At 70.1% G+C, this 16,672-nt stretch carries 15 protein-coding genes; 1 reads left to right on the plus strand and 14 read right to left on the minus strand.

Features of this window, described 5'->3' with window-relative positions; genetic code table 11:
- Positions 1-80: 80 nt before the first annotated feature.
- The 8 genes from fbp to alr all read right to left on the minus strand — a co-directional run bounded on the left by fbp (position 81) and on the right by alr (position 9,448).
- Positions 81-1,082: a class 1 fructose-bisphosphatase gene (gene fbp / locus ACN9M6_RS01125; protein ID WP_419161074.1), complete on the minus strand. Its 1,002-nt coding sequence runs from the start codon at positions 1,080-1,082 to the stop codon at positions 81-83.
- 84 nt (positions 1,083-1,166) lie between these two features.
- A complete protein-coding gene (locus ACN9M6_RS01130; protein ID WP_419161075.1) occupies positions 1,167-3,512 on the minus strand; it encodes a DNA internalization-related competence protein ComEC/Rec2 in 2,346 nt (781 codons plus the stop codon).
- Between the two features lie 115 nt (positions 3,513-3,627).
- Positions 3,628-3,975 (minus strand): hypothetical protein, encoded by a 348-nt coding sequence (locus ACN9M6_RS01135; RefSeq protein ID WP_419161076.1) that lies wholly within the window; start codon positions 3,973-3,975, stop codon positions 3,628-3,630.
- Between the two features lie 16 nt (positions 3,976-3,991).
- Complete coding sequence (miaB, locus tag ACN9M6_RS01140; protein WP_419161077.1) at positions 3,992-5,347, minus strand: tRNA (N6-isopentenyl adenosine(37)-C2)-methylthiotransferase MiaB; 1,356 nt, start codon at positions 5,345-5,347, stop codon at positions 3,992-3,994.
- A gap of 51 nt (positions 5,348-5,398) precedes the next feature.
- Positions 5,399-6,574 (minus strand): hypothetical protein, encoded by a 1,176-nt coding sequence (locus ACN9M6_RS01145; RefSeq protein WP_419161078.1) that lies wholly within the window; start codon positions 6,572-6,574, stop codon positions 5,399-5,401.
- The gene (locus ACN9M6_RS01150) at positions 6,574-7,818 is read right to left on the minus strand and encodes a hypothetical protein (protein ID WP_419161079.1); all 1,245 of its coding nucleotides are present in this window, start codon (positions 7,816-7,818) and stop codon (positions 6,574-6,576) included. Before ACN9M6_RS01150 ends, ACN9M6_RS01145 begins: the two co-directional genes overlap by 1 nt.
- Positions 7,815-8,279, minus strand: a complete 465-nt coding sequence (gene cdd / locus ACN9M6_RS01155) for a cytidine deaminase (protein WP_419161080.1) — start codon at positions 8,277-8,279, stop codon at positions 7,815-7,817. Before cdd ends, ACN9M6_RS01150 begins: the two co-directional genes overlap by 4 nt.
- The gene (gene alr, locus ACN9M6_RS01160; protein WP_419161081.1) at positions 8,276-9,448 is read right to left on the minus strand and encodes an alanine racemase; all 1,173 of its coding nucleotides are present in this window, start codon (positions 9,446-9,448) and stop codon (positions 8,276-8,278) included. The genes cdd and alr overlap by 4 nt, the downstream gene beginning before the upstream one ends.
- Positions 9,449-9,534: 86 nt before the next feature.
- Between alr and mazG the strand changes: the two genes are divergently transcribed.
- Complete coding sequence (gene mazG / locus ACN9M6_RS01165) at positions 9,535-10,419, plus strand: nucleoside triphosphate pyrophosphohydrolase (RefSeq protein WP_419161082.1); 885 nt, start codon at positions 9,535-9,537, stop codon at positions 10,417-10,419.
- 26 nt (positions 10,420-10,445) lie between these two features.
- Here mazG and ACN9M6_RS01170 read toward each other — a convergent pair whose 3' ends face one another.
- The 6 genes from ACN9M6_RS01170 to ACN9M6_RS01195 form a co-directional block, all read right to left on the minus strand.
- Entirely contained in the window at positions 10,446-11,123 is a 678-nt protein-coding gene (locus tag ACN9M6_RS01170) for a gamma-glutamylcyclotransferase family protein (protein WP_419161083.1), read from the minus strand.
- Positions 11,120-12,079 (minus strand): alpha/beta fold hydrolase, encoded by a 960-nt coding sequence (locus tag ACN9M6_RS01175; protein ID WP_419161084.1) that lies wholly within the window; start codon positions 12,077-12,079, stop codon positions 11,120-11,122. The genes ACN9M6_RS01170 and ACN9M6_RS01175 overlap by 4 nt, the downstream gene beginning before the upstream one ends.
- Before the next feature lie 10 nt (positions 12,080-12,089).
- Positions 12,090-12,539 carry an MOSC domain-containing protein gene (locus tag ACN9M6_RS01180; protein ID WP_419161085.1) on the minus strand — a complete coding sequence of 150 codons (450 nt, stop codon included), beginning with the start codon at positions 12,537-12,539 and terminating at the stop codon, positions 12,090-12,092.
- Between the two features lie 150 nt (positions 12,540-12,689).
- Positions 12,690-13,529: a metallophosphoesterase gene (locus ACN9M6_RS01185; RefSeq protein WP_419161086.1), complete on the minus strand. Its 840-nt coding sequence runs from the start codon at positions 13,527-13,529 to the stop codon at positions 12,690-12,692.
- A 35-nt stretch (positions 13,530-13,564) separates the two neighbouring features.
- Positions 13,565-16,324, minus strand: a complete 2,760-nt coding sequence (locus tag ACN9M6_RS01190; protein ID WP_419161087.1) for a M14 family metallopeptidase — start codon at positions 16,322-16,324, stop codon at positions 13,565-13,567.
- Complete coding sequence (locus tag ACN9M6_RS01195) at positions 16,321-16,656, minus strand: DUF885 family protein (protein WP_419161578.1); 336 nt, start codon at positions 16,654-16,656, stop codon at positions 16,321-16,323. Before ACN9M6_RS01195 ends, ACN9M6_RS01190 begins: the two co-directional genes overlap by 4 nt.
- Positions 16,657-16,672 lie beyond the last annotated feature (16 nt).

A 16,672-nucleotide genomic window follows, 5' to 3' on the forward strand; every position in this document is an offset into this window, starting at 1 on the left:
AATGTGACCGGGGTTCCGGTCCTGAGCGCTGTACGGGGGGGGCCTTCGGGCCCCATCTTCGCATCCGCGGGCGCCGCGGGTCAGTCGTCCGCCAGATAGCGCTCCGCCATCTCGACCAGACCCGGGCTGCCGATGAACGTCGGCACGCGCTGGTGCAGCCCGGTGGGCTGGAGGTCGAGGACGCGGCTTCGGCCATCGCTGGCGCGCCCGCCCGCCTGCTCGCAGATCATCGCCATCGGAGCCACCTCGTACAGCAGCCGGAGCTTCCCCTCGGGACTCTTCGTCGTCGCCGGGTACATGAAGATCCCGCCGCGGAGGAGGGTGCGATGGAAATCCGCCACCATCGAGCCGACGTAGCGCGCGGAGAAGGGAGCGCCGCCGGTGGGAGGGCGCCGGAAGCGCTCGACCAGTCGCTGCTGGCCCGGCGTCCATTGATCGTGGTAGGCCTCGTTGATGCTGTAGATGTTCTTGCCGGGCGAGGGGATCCGCATGTTCCGGTAGGAGAGCAGAAACTCCCCGATCCCCGGGTCGAGCGTGAAGCCGTGTACCCCCGTCCCGGTCGTGAACACGAGCATCGTGGACGAGCCGTACAGGACGTATCCGGCCGCGAGCTGCTCCGATCCCGGCTGCAGCAGGTCGTCGATCTGCACCCGCGGGCCGTCGCTCCGCTTGCGGTACACGGAGAAGATCGTCCCCACCGAAATGTTCACGTCGATGTTCGAACTGCCGTCGAGCGGGTCGAAGGCGATGATGTAGGGCCCGGGGTCCCGTGATTCGGGGATCTGGATGAACCCCTCTTCCTCCTCGGAGATCATGCCGCTCAGGCTGCCGCAGCGGCCGAGAATGCCGACCAGCACGCCGTTCGCGTAGTCGTCCAGCTTCTGCACCGCCTCGCCGTGCACGTTCTCGGTGCCGCTCACGCCGAGGACGTCGATGAGGCCGGCCCGGTTCACCGCCGCGGAGATGACCTTCGCGGCGAGGCTGATCCCCAGGAGGATATCGGTGAAGGCACCGGTGGCCTGGGGGTGCTCGCGCTCCTGCTCGGCGATGAAATGTTCGACGGTGACGATCGGTCCGGTCACAGTAGCTCCGAGGACGGGGTATTCGGCCGCGCGTGGCTGCTCCTGCGGGTGGCGTCGGAGGTTAGGGAGAGTCGGTTTCGGGAGTCAAGGTGCGTCGACGATGCGCCAGCCGTCTGCGTCGATCTCGACGCACAGCGGGCCCTCGAGGTCCGTCCGCCACACGCGCTCCACGCGAGCGGAGTCGAGTCGCGCCAGCGTGGCGGCGTGCGGATGGCCGTAGCGATTGAGGGCGCCGGCCGAGATGATCGCGATATCGGGCTGCGTGGCCCGGAGCCATTCGAGCGAGGTCGATGTGCGGCTGCCGTGGTGGCCGAGCTTCAGCATGTCGGCCTCGGGCCGGATCGGGGCGAGCTGCTCCAGGATCGCCCGCTCGACCGGCTGGGAGGCGTCCCCCGTGTTCACATAGCGGAAGTCGCGCACGGTCAGCCGGAACGAGAGCGAGCCTTCGTTCGCGTCGGTGCCGGCCTCGTCTTCGGGCCACAGGAATTCGAGTTCGACGTCGTCGATACGCAGCCGGTCGCCGGCGCGGGGGGCGTGCCACGAGGCGCCCTCCAGCTCGAGCCGCTCGAGGAAGGCGAGGTAGGCGGAGCTGGGCTCGGGGACTCCGGGGTCGAGTACCCGGCGCACTCGTACGGCGTCGAATACGGCGGCGCCGCCTCCGAAGTGGTCGAGGTGGGGATGGGAGATGGCGAACAGCTCCACGGTCCGTACGCCCATCGCGCGCAGGAACGGCACCACGACGCGGCCACCGGCATCCGACATGGCGGGCGGGCCGGATGCCGTGCCGGCCGTGCGGAAGGCGTCGCCCGGGCCCGCGTCGAAGACGAGCCAACGGCCGGCGCCGGTCCGCGCCACGGCAGCGTCACCCTGCCCCACGTCCAGGGTGCAGACGAGCGCCGTACCGCGGTCGAGCATCGCCCGGACGGACGGCCAGGCGCTCGTCAGGGCAAGCGCGGCGCCGATGGCCACGATGCCCAGGCCCCGGCGCAGGCGCGTACGGTCGAGCGCGAGCCCGGCGAGCCCGGCGGCGACCAGCCACGCCCGGGGGCCGAGGCCGGGACCGGACCAGCTCAGCGGCAGTTCGGCGAAGAACGACGCGATCGCCGCCAGGCAGGCGAGCGAGATGTCCGCGGCGCCGGCGAACAGCACCCATGTGCCCCACGGCAGGATCAGCGTGAGCGCGAGGGCGGGGAGCGCGAGCCCCACCACTGCACCCGCCACGACGCTGGCCGGAATCGATGCGATCACGATGCGGTCGAAGTGGAACGCCGCGATGGGCGCGGTCGCGAGGAAGGCCCCGCAGCTCACGGCCAGCGCCCGAGCGAGCCCTCGCAGCCGGCGGGCCGAGAGCGGGCGCGGGAGCCTCAGGCGGCCTCCGAATACGACCCCCGTGAAGCCCGCGAACGAGAGCTGAAAGCCCGGATCCGTCACGATCAGCGGATCGGCCAGAATCGCGAGCATCGCGGCCAGCGCCGCCAGGTCGCTGATCCGTGCGGGCCGCTCCCGGCGGAAGGCGAGCGCCCAGCCCCAGAACATCAGCGCGGCGCGAACCGCCGATGGGGGTGCGCCGATCAGCACGACGTACGCGCTCGTACACCCGGCTGCCCACAGCAAACGCCGCGGACCGCGCACCCGGAGCCCGATCAGCCAGGCGAGCGACGCGCCGATGAGGCCCACGTGCAGCCCGGAGATCGCGAGCAGGTGGATGATCCCTGCCCCCACGAACGCCTCCCTCGTGGCCGGATCGAGCGTACTCCGGTCCGCGAGCAGCAGCGCCTTCCCGATCGCGCGGTGGCGTGGGGCGAGCCGCGCGTCGAGTCGGGCCAGCAGGGCCGCCCGCCACTCGATGAGCCAGCGGCGGACACCGCGGGGGCCCAACCTGCTTCCCGTGCCCTCGTGGGCATCAAGCGCTTCGAGCGTTGCGCCGCTCAGCCAGCCGAGCGCTTCGGGCGGCCGGGGGAGCCAGCCGGCCTCCGCCGTGCGCCACACGCCCCGGGCGAGCACCGCCGTGCCGGCCTCGTGCGCCGCTCCGGGCCGCACGAAGGCGCGCACCGCACCCAGGCGGCAGATCTCGCCACCCGAGACGATGCGGACGTCGCGGATCGACACCCGGACCAGGCCGTCCTCCGAGCCTGCGTCCCGCGCGGGCACGGCGTCTCCGACCGTGCCGGCCACCACGGCCGGCACATTTCCACGCAGTTCCGCCGCGCAGGCCCCCAGGGCGGCCGTCCCCCGCCGCAACCCGGCGTACAGCCCGGCCAGACCGATGAAGACGAGGGCCATCCCCACCGGGATCGCGCCCCCGCGGCGCCCCCGCGAGGCGTGGCCCAGCGCCGCGCGCCCGGCGAGGACGCAGAGGAGGCCGACTCCGGCGCCGACCGGAGCGTAGGAAAGCGCGGCCTCGCCCCGTGCCAGGGCGAGCCCGGCCACATCGCCGACCGCGAGGGCCAGCGCCGCCAGGAGCAGGGGTGAGAGCGAGAACGGCGTCGGTCAGCCTCCGAACGCAGGGGTGCGCCCCACGCTCGAAGAGATCGTCAACCGTGCATCAAGAGGGAGGGTTTCCCTCCGCAGGTTCCAGTCGCGACTCCGCCGGAGCCGGGGCCGGAGCAGGAGCAGGGTCCTCCCGGAAGTCGTGCATCGCTTCCGGGGCACGCCGCACAATCGCGGCGCGACTGGCCTCGCGGCGGGTCGCCCTGCGCTCCGCTCGCCACGCGAACGCCGCCGACAGGCCCATGCCTCCCAGAATAGACGAGAACACGACGAGGGGCAGCGATGCGCGGATCCGCAGAAACGCGAGGTCGACGTTCACGAGTTCGTTCGCGTTCTCCGTCGTGAACCAGAACGCCGCGAGAATGACGACGGCGAAGACGATGATGCGCATGACGAAGCGCATCAGTACCTCCGATGGCTCAGCACGGGCGCCCCATGAAGGTGGCGCCGGTCGTCCCCGTGAGCCGGACATCCATGTACGCGCCGATCCGCTCCGGCTCGCCGGGGAAGGCGACCACCTTGTTCTGTTCCGTCCGGCCGAGCATGTCGCCGCACGACCGCGCCGGCCGCTCGACCAGAACCTCGCGAACCGTCCCCACCTCGGACTCGTTGATCTCGCGCTGGATCGCGCGATGAACCTCGATCAGGCGCTCCAGCCGCTCACCGCCCACCTCATCCGCCACGAAATCCGCGGCCGGGAATCGGGTGGCGGGCGTCCCCTCCCGCATCGAGTACCGGTAAAGGTAGGCGTCGTCGAACCGGATCTGCTCCATCAACTTCAGGGTGGCCTCGAAGTCCTCCTCCGTCTCACCGGGAAAGGCCACGATGACGTCCGTGGAGAGCGCGATCCCCGGCACCTGCCGGCGCGTCGCCTCCACCTTCGCGAGGAATCCGTCGGTCGTGTACCGCCGCACCATCCGCTTCAGCACGCGGTCGGATCCCGACTGCGCGGGCAGATGGAGTTGTCGGCACACCGTCGGCTCCTCGGCCATCACTTCGAGCAGGCCCGGCGTGACGTCGTTGGGGTGGGGCGAGGTGAAGCGTACGCGACGGATCCCGTCCACGCGGCTCACCGAGCGCAGGAGCGTCGCGAAGTCCCAGTCGCCGGCCCGGTAGGAGTTGACCGTCTGCCCGAGAAGAACGACCTCGCTGAAGCCGTCCTCGACGGCCCGGCGGGTCTCGGCCAGAATGGCCTCGGGCGCGCGATTCTTCTCGCCCCCCCTCACGTAGGGGACGATGCAGAAAGTGCAGCGGTGATCGCAGCCGCGCTGGACCGTGATCCACGCGCTCACTCCCTGCCGCCTCACGCTGGCCACGCCCTCGTAGTTCTCTTCGGTATCGAGTTCGAGCAGCGTCTGGCCCCGCTCGATCGCGTTCGCCTGGATCGATCCGATCAGTTCCGGCAGCCCGCGATAGGCGTCCGGGCCGGCGACCAGATCGATCCCGGCGGCGGCTTCGATGAGACGGGGGCCGAGCCGCTGGGCCATGCAGCCGGTCACTCCGAGGACGAGTTCCGGGTGCCGCTTCCGGTGACGCTGCAGTTCGCCGATGCGCCCTCGCACGCGTCGCTCCGCGTGCTCCCGGATCGCGCAGGTGTTCACGAGAATCACGTCTGCGCGGTCGGGTCCGTCCACACGCACGAACCCCTCGTCGGCGAGGAGCCCCTCCATCAACTCGGTGTCGTTGATGTTCATCTGGCAACCGTAGGTCTCGATGTAGACCCGGCTGCCGAACGGGCGGGGGCCCCGGACGCCGCGTCCGCCGCGTCCGCCCACTGCTGCTCTCCGGGAGGTCTTCAGAGTTACGAGACTCGTATCCACGGGCTGCTAGCGCTGGCGCAGGGAGAAGGACAGCGTCACGCGCTGAAAGCCTTCCGCGAGCCCGACGGCCGCCACATCTCCGCGGGATCCACTCTCGAAGGCGAGATCGAACACGGCGAGGCCCTCCCGGAACTCCCAGCCGAAGCCCCCGGTGAATGCCTGTTCATCCAGGGCCTCGCCACCACGGCTGAACGGCAGGCCCCGCTTCCTCACGCCGATCCGCACGGGCAACCGGCCCCCGATAAGCGAAAGTCCGCCGTACTCCAATCCGCCGCCCATCCAGACGGTGTCGTGCGAGGTGAACTCCGACCCGGTCTGGCCGCCGAACGGCTGCACCGCAGACCATCCGGACCGGCCGCCGCCGGCCGTGACCAGCAGGTTGTTCGTCACACGCACGCTTCCACCGACCTCGATCGAAGTCGGCAGTTCGAAATCCGCGTCCGGTTCTTCGGCGTTCCCGACCGTCGCGTAGAGCGTTCCGCCGGTCCCGAAGGCGGCCCCGACGACCGCACGGTCGCCCACCTGGATCGAACCGCCCGCCTTGAACCGCCAGGCGCGCCACGACAGTTCCCGCGCGCCCACGACGGCTGCGAGCGGCGGGGCGCCGTCGAGCGGATCCTGAAACACGCGGAAGAACGACTGCCTCAGCGACCCCGTCAGCCGCTGCGCCGAGACTCCGACGCCGACCGGCCCCACCCGTCGCGCGATCGACAGGTCGATGTTGCTGATTCCGCCATCATGCTCACGGGTCTCCTCATACGGGACCGAACCGTCGCTCAGGGGCAGCGTGTCCCGCAGGATGTTCGACCAGTCCTGGTCGAACTCGCCTCCGAAGGCCAGACCGGCCGCCCAGTCGCCGAACGGGACCAGCGCCCGGATCGTGCTGAAACGCTCGCGTCCCGTATTCAGGGAGCTCCCCTCGCCCTTCACGGTGACCGCTTCGCCCAGCAGCGAGAGCGAAAAGCCCGGTTCATCGTGGAGGAGAAGATCGGCGGGATTCCCGACGCTGAACGAGCCGCCGAGCAGGCCGGTCCCGGAACCGCCGAGTGCCGCCGACCGGCCATCCACCGGCGCGACGGGATAGCCGAGGCCGATGGAAGTCAACGGCGTCTGGGCCGAGAGCGGAAACGCCGCGAGGGCAAACAGCACCGGGCCGGCCCAGAGCCGGCGGCCTTCGCGCATCACGGCACCCTGAAGTTCGGAGCCGAGCTGAAGACGACTCGGAGCTGGGGCTGGAACTCGACCGGCGATTCGGCCGAACCGAACTCCCAGTAGCCCAGAACCTGCGCGTCCGGGTTCGCGCGAAACCCGAACCGGATGCTGCCCAGGGAATCGCGTACCGCTCGCGCGAGCAGCAGCGTGATGTCGAGCCGCACCGGTTCGCCGCTCTCGAGCAGGCTGGGTTCGAGCGATTTCGCCACCAGGTCACCGCGCCCGATCGGCGTCTTCGCGCCCGTCACGAACGGGTCGCCGAGCAGGCTGATCTTCGTCGCTTCGATCGCGCGTTCGGCCGCGTAGAGCTCGGGCGCGGCGAGCGGATGCAGGATGACTTCGGCCTGGCTGATCGTCGCCCCTCCAAGCGAGGCGCCGCCCAGGCCTTCCGGAGGTGTGAAGTCGAAGTACATTCGCGACGCGGGCAGGCCGCCGATCCGGAGTGCGGAGCCAGTGGGCGGCAGGGGGGGATCCTGGATGAACGTGCGTTCGGTCCACTGCTCGACCTGAGGCACCGGAATCAGCCGTCCGACGAGCGTCGGATCGTACCGGAGGACCATCCGCGTGAGTCGCAGGCGCGTCTCCGGGCCTTCCAGGACGAGGGCGAAGCCATTGCCGCCGTCCCTGTCCTGCCACGCTTTCATGAGCGAGTCCTCGGGCAGCGCCACCGACAGAAACAGAGAGTCGGAGACCTCCTCGAAGACGCCCGAAGCGATCTCGGGTCCCAGATCGCCCCCCGGGACCGCCCACGGCACGCCCTCGCCCGCCTGCATCCATGTCGCGGAGTCCGTTTCGAAGGGCTGGTCCAGGGCGATCATGCGAAGCGTCAACGGGAAGCCCCCGAATTCGGAGCGGAGAGTGTCGACCCGCAGCAGCAGCTCCACCTCGGCGAACGTGGCGACCGGTAGCGTGTCGGCCAGCGTGCGGATGGTATCCGGAACGTTGAAACGCCCCAGCGCCCGGCCCGACACCTCGGAACCGTTCGACACGAACACGAACGGCGCAGTCGAAGGGCCTGCGAAGCCGGTCAGCGTCGTGTCCCGCCACCTCGCCAGTTCGGACACGGACACGGTGACATCTCGCGTCTCCGCGCCCGCGCCCGGCACCGTCTCGGAGCCGAGCGACAGAGGATCCTCGGTACACGCGCCGAGCGTGACCAGCGCCCCGACCGCCAGCGCACACCCCGGAAGCAGGAGACCGCGCGAACGTCTCACGATCCGGCCTCCGGCTGAGCAGCCACCCGCTCCAGGGATTCCAGGGACTCCGGGGAAAAGTGGGCCGGCAGCAGATCGCGCAGCCGCCACGTCGTCGCTTCCCCGCCCGCCCCGACGCTCATGACCTCGAGATCCATGCCGAACTCGGCGAGCGCCTGCCGGCACATGCCGCACGGAGACGCCGGAACGGCGCCGCTGGTCGCCACCACGATTCGCGCGAACGAACGGGCCCCCGACACGACGGCCTGACCCAGCGCCATCCGTTCCGCGCACGTCCCGACCGGGTACGACGCGTTCTCGACGTTGCACCCGGTGAACACCCGTCCGTCATCGGCCTCGAGCGCAGCCCCCACGAGGAAACGAGAGTACGGGGCGTACGCGCACTCGCGGGCGACGCTCGCTTTGGCGGCAAGATCGTCCCACGAGAGCGCGGCTCCCTCCGGCGGGCAGGTTTCGGTCATCGGCTCCGTTCACCGGCGACGTCCGGCCCGCCGACGTAGTGTCGGGGCAGGCGACGTCCGATCGCCGTCAGCACTTCGTATTCGATCGTTCCGGCGGTCTCCGCGAAGTCCGCCGGCGTAATCTCTTCGGTTCCGTCGCGGCCAAGCAGCGTCGCCACGTCCGAAGGTTCGACACCCGAAACCGAGGAAACGTCTACCGAGGTCACGTCCATGCACACGCTTCCCCGGATCGGCACGCGGATCCCGTGGATCAGTGCCTGTCCCCGGTTCGAGAGACGCCACGACAACCCGTCGGCGTACCCGATCCCCAGCGTGGCGAGACGCTCGACACCCTTCGTCGTATACGTCGCTCCGTAGCTGACGGTCGATCCCGGTGCCAAGTCACGGACCTCGAGCACCCGGGCCCGTACCCGCGCCACACTCTCCGGGTCCGCCAGCGAGCCTCCGATTCCCGCCCCCCGCCGTCCTCCGTACAGGTAGATCCCCGGTCTGACGAGATCTAGATGATACTGCGGATCCACCATCACCGCATCGCTGTTCGCCGCGTGGAGGAGCGGGACGTCGATTCCGATCGCTTTGAGACTGGAGATCGCGCCCCTGAGACGAGCCAGTTGCGCGCGCGTGGCCGCCGGATCCGCCGCCGCGGAATGGAAGTGCGTGTAGACGCTGGCGAGCGAGACCCCGCCTCCGGCCAGGATCGAGGCGACCTCGGGAGCCCAGGCTCCGGCCGCGGAGGCGGGGAGGCCCGCCCGGCCCATGCCGGTGTCGACCTCCAGATGCACAGGGATGTGGCCGGCCTCCGCCCTCGCCCGCTCCGCAAGCTTGCGGAGCGACTCCAGGCTGAGGGCCGCGCCTTCCAGCCGGGACTCGAGCAGTTCGGAGGCTTCGAAGGCAGCCGAGGGCGCGAAGACGATGACGCGCCGCTCGATCCCGCCTCGCCGCAGTTCGGCTCCCTCCGGCGGGGTGGCGACCCCGAACGCGCAGGGCTCCAGCCGGTCCAGCGTCCGGGCGACCCTGATCGCCCCCAGGCCGTACGCGTCGGCCTTGACCATTGGGACGAGCCGGGCGGGAGCCACATGATCGGCCACGCGTTGGGTGTTGCGCGTGAGCGCGGCCAGATCCACCTCCAGCCACGCCCGGGTTCCGGGATCTTCGGGGCTGCGGGTCAAGAGACACCGGGGGTCGCGGGGATCAGTTCCTGGCAGCCCGTGCCATACTGGAGTTGCCACCCTATCCCCCGTAGCTTCCGCGCGCCATGAAGAGAGATCCGGCCGCTACCGAGACCGACCGCCTGCACATGGAGCGGACGCGAGCGGGGGATGAGACCCTCGGCCGCGCCCTCGCCCTCGTGCGCTTCCTCCGCGTCCGCTGCCCCTGGGACGCAAAGCAGACTCCGCAGACGCTGCGTCCATATCTCCTCGAGGAGGCGCACGAAGTCGCCGACGCGATCCGCGGCGCGGATGACGAGGGCCTCTCCGGCGAACTCGGGGACCTGCTGCTCAACGTGGCGTTTCAGATCGTACTCGCCGAAGAGCGCGGCGCCTTTGACGCCGCCGGTGTCGTCGAGGCACTCGAAGCGAAGATGGAAGCGCGCCACCCGCACGTATACGGCGATGCGGAGGCACCGCCGGACTGGGAAGCGCTGAAGGCGGCGGAGCGCGACGCACGAGGCCGGACGGGATCCGCGGGAACGGACCCGTTCGCAGGCGTGTCCACCGGACTCGACCCCCTGAGCCGCGCCGCCCGCGTGCAGGAACGAATGGCCGCCCTCGGCTTCGACTGGCCCGATCTCGACGGCCCCCTCGAGAAGGTGCGCGAGGAGACGACGGAACTCGAGCGGGCCGCCGCAGGCACACAGGGGCCGACAGAGGGGCCAGCGGAGGGGCCAGCCGTCGCACGCCGGATCGGGGACGCGAGCGAGGCGGTCATCGAGGAGGTGGGAGACCTTCTCTTCGCGGCGGTGAACGCGTCCCGGTTGGCCGGCGTTCACCCCGCCAACGCGCTCCTCGGCGCGATCGAGAAGTTCGAACGCCGCTGCCGACGCCTGATCGAGTTGGCGGCGAGCCGCGGCATCGAGTGGGAAACCGCCGACCTCGATACGCTCGACGAGGTCTGGGAAGAGGTGAAGGCGGCCGAGTAACGCGGTCGCCCGGCAGCACCCCGCGGCTACGCCCGATCGGGCTCGCGAGGCGGTGTGCGCTCCTCCGTGCGTTCCCCCGTGAGTTCGTAGATGTTGCAGACCAGGCGGCCCGCGTCGGTCTCGACCGGGGCGAGGATCCTCCGGTAGGCCGCCCCCTCGAACGCGTCCAGCCGCTTCCAGGCGTCGGGCAGGGCCAGGCTCTCGAACACCTTCACGGCCAGGCGATCGCCCGGGATCCGGTGGACGAACCCGGGATAGCCCTCTCGCGAGGCCCAGCCCCGGTCGTGAAGCGTGCCCTCGACCGTACCGGGCACCCAGCGCCCCACCAGGGTCGCCACATGGCGGTGGTTGTTCTCGCCGGGGAGAAGTGACCCGTACGCGGCGAGGCGCCGCTCGGGATAGTCGAGCAGTCCTTCGACGAGCCGCTCGAGGATCGGTTCCAGATAGCTCCGCAGAGAGGCGGCACCGTCCCCCGCCCCCTGCGCGGCGAGAAGCGTCTCGAGTTCGGCGAAAGCGGCAGCGGCGTCCGGCCCCCGAACCCCGCCCGGCAGGGCCGTCACGAGCCCCTCGAACCCCGCCAGGAGTTCGCGCAGGCGGGTCGGACTCCGGTCCGGGGCACGCCGCCCCCGGTTGAGGCGGGAGAGCGCCCCTGCAAGTTGGTCCGGATCGTGGACCAGACCCGGCGCCGGGTCGCCCCCCGTCACGGAGCGTCCTGTCGCCGCCCGCTCAGGAAGCCGTGGATCGCCGCCCAGAGCGGCACCGGCTTCTCGATGAACGGGAAGTGTCCCGCGCCGTCGATCGTCACGAGCCGGCTGTCCGGCAGGGCCTCGTTCAGGGCTTGCACCATCTCCACCGGGATCGGGTCCTGTCTTCCATGGGCGATGAGCACGGGCACGTCGATGTCGCCGAGTTGGTCCCAGAAATCGAGGCCCTGGAGCGGCGTCATGAGCGCGGCCGCGACGCGCTGTCCCTGGCGCGCCGTCCTCTCGTGAAGCGCGATCCGCAGCAGGCTGTCCGCGACGCCCGCATCGGCGAAGGTGCCGCGGAACACGTGGAAGAAGATCTGGCTCAGCGCCTCCGCGTCCCGCTGCTCGAACGCCGGCGTGTTCCTGATCGAGTCAATGGCGGCGAGATCGACCGAATCCCTTCGGGCCAGCTGATTCCCGTCGGTCTGCTCGCGGAACCGGCTGCCGGGCTCGACGGGGGAGACGAGGATGAGGGCGTTCAGGCGTTCGGGCCGCTCGAGAGCGTAGAGCAGGGCCGGAATCGCACCCCACGAGTGTGCCAGGAGGGTGAACCGTTCCCGCTCCGCAACGCGCTCGCGGATCCGGTCGATGTCCGTCAGATACCGCTCCATCGAGATGCTCGCCGCGTCGAGCACTGCGTTGGAGGCACCCAGGCCCCGCTGATCGTAGAAAACGACCTGGTTGGTCTCGGCCAGAGGCCCGAACCAGGGGCGCAGGTAGGAGTGGTCGAGCCCCGGTCCGCCGTGAATGACGACCACGGGCTCTCCGACGCCGATCTTCTGATAGAAGAGTTCTGCCTCGTAGACCGACAGCGACCCGGCGCTGACGGGCGGTCCCGCCGCCGGGGCCGGGGGCTCGCACCCCGTGGCGAAAGCCCACAGGGCCAGCAGCCCTGCCGCCCGGCGCGTGCTCACTGCGCGACCGTCAGGATTCCCAGGCCACCACGTCGCCGAGCGCGAGCGGACCCCCGTCGAGCACCAACCCGTACGCGCCGCCGCGCCAGTCGGGTCCCAACGCCGCCTGAAGCCCCGGCGCCGCCTCCTCCATGCGCTCGCAGGGCAGCGTCTCCCCACGGATCCTGATGCGGCAGCCGGCGACTCGCAGGATCCGGCCCGCCGTGTCGGCAAGATCGACGCCCCGCAGCAGCAGATTGGCCCGGCGGGCTTCCGGGCTCACGTCGACCCCGATCTCACCCGTCGCGGTCTCCCACGCGTTCGCGTCGAGCAGCGTCACCTGCCGGTAGCCGCCGCGATTGGCGTTGCCCTCCAGCCCCTGCCCCGCGACGAGGGTGGCCTCCGACACGGGACGCATGGGTCCCAGCTTCGCCGACTTGAGCCAGATCGCCTCGAGTCGCGCCCTACCCGACTCAGCCATTGGACACCAGCGGCAGCCCGAGGGCCGACGCGGACAGGAGCCACCCGGCGGTCGCGAGGCGGACGCTCCGGACACGCAGTTTCGAGAGAGACAGCATGTTCAACCTTGCTCCGGTTTCAGGTTGTGTGGCCGATTTCGGCGGCATGATAGTCACTCCGGCGACGGCTCGCAGGTCTCGCAGCGCGTCAGTTTCAGCGAGACGACTTCGGGCGGCACGAGGAAGCGGACGCCAAGCCGGCTGGTCCCGACTCCGGTCGTCACGAACAGGTGTCGTCCGTCCTCCACCACATGGCCCGACGCATAGCGGTCGCCGAACCGGGAGGGGGTGATTCCGGGGCCGACGAAGGGGATGATCACCTGCCCGCCGTGCGTGTGTCCGGCCAGGGTCAGCGAGACGCGCGCGGGCACTTCGGGGAAGAGGTCCGGGTTGTGCGTGACCAGGACCACCGGCTCACCGCGGCGAGCGCCGTCGAGCGCATCTTCGATCGAGGGGTGGCCCGTCCAGTAGTCGGCCACACCCGCGATCCAGATGTCGTTCCCCCGCACGCTCACGCGCCGCCCCCGGTTGTCGAGCACTGCGATCCCGGCCCCGGCCAGCGCCTCCTCCACCCGCGCCGCCGACAGCCAGCGATCGTGATTTCCAAGCACGGCGTAGACGCCGTGGCGCGCGTCCAGGGCGGCGAGATCCTCCGCGATCTCCTCCGGCGGGACGAAGCGGCCGCCGACCACGTTGTCGATGGTCAGGTCGCCGGCGATCAGCACCAGGTCCGGGAGGGTCTCGTTTGCCCTCCGAACCACGCGCCTGAGGTTGTCGCGGCCGTTTCTGGGTGACCCGACGTGAAGGTCGGCGATCAGCGCGATGCGGGTTTCCTCGCCGCCAGGCCATCCCGGAACCTCGAGTTCGATCTCGTTGAGGACGAGCCGGCCGGGTTCCCACCAGAACGCCCACGCGGCCAGCCCGGCCGCGGCCGCGAGAAGGAAGAGCAGCATCCAGCCCGTCCAGCCGATCCTCGATCGCCGGGCCGCTATGATCCGCCGCCCCCGGGCTCGCCTTCATCCTCCGTCTCCTCGGGAGCGGTCCAGAAGTCCGACGACTCCGGCGTAGCATCGGCGAGTTCACGGCCGTAGAGCGCCGCGTTGAACAGGATCCGGAAGTTCCCGAACGGCTGTCCGCGCCACTGCGGCCGCATGCCCAGCAGCACGACCCGCCCTTCCCCGTGCGCCACGTCGACCGCCGCCGCGTAGCCCGCGAGATGTTCCGCTCCCAGCAAGTATCCCGAGATCAGCGGTGAACCTTCCGTCTCGTACCTGGCCATCACCCGTCCCTCGAACTCCTCCTCGGTCGTGAACACCGGGCTCTGTCCGACGACGACCGCCGCCCGCTCCGGCATCCCCGCCATCACGGGGTGCGACGGATCGACGAGCAACTCGACGATCGAGCCGCTCTGAAAGTAGTCCTGCCGGCTGAGCCCGGCGACGACGTTCCGAACGGGCAGGTGCAGCGCCTCGATCGCGAACATCGAACTCCGGTTGAGCGTGACCAGCGTGCCCCCGCCCCGCACGAAGGCGTCGAGTTCCCGTATGCCGTCCGGCCCGATCCCGCCCTCGTAGCGCGGCGGCACCGAGCCCTTCGCGAACCCGTCGACGATCTGGCCCCGCGACATGTCCGCCATGATGATCACGTCGTAGCGGCTGTCGAGGTCACCGGCGAGTACATCCGCGTTGTACAGGCTGGCGAAGTCGAACCCGTATCTCTCCAGCGTCCAGCGCGTCCACCCCTCGTCGCTGCTGGGGCTCCAGGGACGGTAGAGTCCGATCCGCGGCGGGCGCAGGTTCTCGCCGCCGGAGCCGCGCGTCGCCTGCAGCCCGAGGTCGCGCACGATCTGCGCCTCGCCGGGAAGCCCCGAGATCGCGTACCGGCCGCCGGTGCCCGGCTCCCCGTCCGCGCCCGTCCGACCCGGTACCCAGGAGACCCGCGCCCCCGTGGCCCACGCCCGGTTGACGGCCTTGAACGCGTTGTTCTGGGCCGGGTCCACGACGAGCGCCGATCCCCCGCCCGTGACCCGGCCGGCCGGCGGCACGATCGCCGCCGCGACGGGGTGCGAGTCGAACCCGACGCCGATCGGGGCGTCGAACGGCGCCGCATCCTCCACGGCGGCATCCCACGCGAGCGCCTCGCCCGACAGTGGCTCGAGCGCATCCCGCACCTCCGCGCCGAGCGGGGATGCCGCCTCGATCACGCGCACACCCATCTGGACGGGAAGCGTCCACCCCGAGACGTCATACGGCTGATCGGGCGGCCCCTCGGGATACTCCCTCAGGTCGGGATACTCCTGAAGCACGAACAGCTGACGCACGAAGTTGGCGAACTCCTGGTCCATGCGGATGACCCACGTACCCGCCGGATGGTCCAGGCCCTGGTGGTTCACCGCCCGCGCGAGCTGGTCGATCTCGATCCCGTTGAAGGCGAGCCGCCGCAGCAACTCCACAGCTGCGACCGGATCGCGTTGTTCCTGCGGCACGAAGTACGCGTAGGGTGGCCCTTCCTCGTACTGCGCGATGATGTCCCGGCCCGCCTGATACCGGTTATAGAGGAGATCCGTCTTGTACTTCGCCGCCACGTCCAGCACCGAGATCGACGCCGTGAGCATGTAGTCGACGGCGTCGCGAAGCCGCCACCACCCGCCCTCCCACGGACTCGAATAGAGCGATTCAGGCCTCAGGTCGCGCTCCGACGCCGGGAAATCTCCGATCGTGTAGAAACCCGGGGTCGCGTAGCGGTACAGCGCCGTCTCGGTGAGAAACGACACGACGTTGTGGAAGTTGTGCGCGTGGTCCATGAACCCCGGATACCAGTTGTCGAACCCCGTACCCATGTGCGTCGCGCCCCGCTGGCCCCGCTCCTCGAGCCCCTGCGACATCGCCATCCCGATCAGGTTCACCATGCGCCACATGAGCGGATGCACGTGCGGCGAAATCGGCTCGGCGAAGGGCGGAATCCAGATCCGGGTCGGGAACGGCGAACTCTGATGGTGGTTGTAGAGGATGTGCGGTTCCCACTGCCGCGCCACGCGGGTCGTGTACCGGGACTCGATCTGGTTGATCATGTAGCCGTCCCGGTTGTTGTCGTGCCCGACATACTTCTGATAGAGGAACGGCGCGGGCGCGACCTCGTACGGCGTCCCCAGATTCGATCGATACCAGTCCACGATGAGCGACTGCCCATCGGGGTTGATCGAGGGCCACAGCATGAAGATGACGTTGTCGAGGATCGCGGCGATCTCCGGGTCCGCGTCCCCTGTCACCAGGTCGTACGCCAGCTGGATCGTGTGCTGCGCGTGCGCCACCTCCGACGCGTGCAGCCCTCCATCGACCCAGACCAGTGCCTTCCCTTCCGCGGCGAGTTGTCGCGCTTCCTCGTCGGTCAGTCCGCGGGGATGCGCCAGCCGCTGCGCGATCTCGCGATGGCGGTCGAGGTTCGCGAGGTTCTCGGCGCTGGAGATCAACGCCAGGTAGACCGGCCGCCCGAAGGATGAACGCCCCACCTCGCGCAGCTCCAGACGGTCGCTCGCGGCGGCCAGCCGCTCGAAGTACTCGATCGATGTCTCGTACGTCGCGAGTTCGAAGTCCGCGCCCACGGGGTGCCCGAGGACCGACTCCGGCGTCGGAACCGAGTTCGGCGCCTGGGCTTCGGCCGGGCCGGCCCCGGTCACGAGCGCGAGGGCGCTGGCCACCGCCATCGTCCGTATCGTCATCGTCCGCGTCGTCATCGTCCGCGTCGTCATCTCCCGCCTCCCTCCGCGTCGATCCAGGCGTCGACCTGCCCCTCCAGCACGACCATCGGCACCGACCCGTTCCGGAGCACCACATCGTGGAAGCGGCGGATGTCGAACCCGTCGCCGAGTGCGTCTTCGGCCCGGGCCCGCAATGCGAGCAGCTTGCGCTTCCCCATCTGATAGGCGAGTGCCTGCCCCGGCAGATCTGTTGAATACCGCAGGGATTCCGTTGCGATCTGGGTCTCGGATTCGAGCGTGTTTTCGCGCATGAACTGCCGCGCCTCCTCCCGGGTCATGCCGAAGTAGTTCATCCCCGGATCGACGACGAGCCGCGTCGCCAGGAAGCTCCCCCGCCGT

Origin of the sequence: Candidatus Palauibacter sp. (genome assembly GCF_965197445.1) — a bacterium.
Taxonomy (GTDB): domain Bacteria; phylum Gemmatimonadota; class Gemmatimonadetes; order Palauibacterales; family Palauibacteraceae; genus Palauibacter.

Coding starts and splice junctions, on each gene's coding strand:
- ACN9M6_RS01135 (WP_419161076.1), bottom strand. CDS start 3,975: ATGCGCTTCGTCATGCGCATCATCGTCTTCGCCGTCGTCATTCTCGCG.
- ACN9M6_RS01145 (WP_419161078.1), bottom strand. CDS start 6,574: ATGCGCGAAGGCCGCCGGCTCTGGGCCGGCCCGGTGCTGTTTGCCCTC.
- cdd (WP_419161080.1), bottom strand. CDS start 8,279: ATGACCGAAACCTGCCCGCCGGAGGGAGCCGCGCTCTCGTGGGACGAT.
- mazG (WP_419161082.1), top strand. CDS start 9,535: ATGAAGAGAGATCCGGCCGCTACCGAGACCGACCGCCTGCACATGGAG.
- ACN9M6_RS01180 (WP_419161085.1), bottom strand. CDS start 12,539: ATGGCTGAGTCGGGTAGGGCGCGACTCGAGGCGATCTGGCTCAAGTCG.
- ACN9M6_RS01185 (WP_419161086.1), bottom strand. CDS start 13,529: ATGCTGCTCTTCCTTCTCGCGGCCGCGGCCGGGCTGGCCGCGTGGGCG.
- ACN9M6_RS01190 (WP_419161087.1), bottom strand. CDS start 16,324: ATGACGACGCGGACGATGACGACGCGGACGATGACGATACGGACGATG.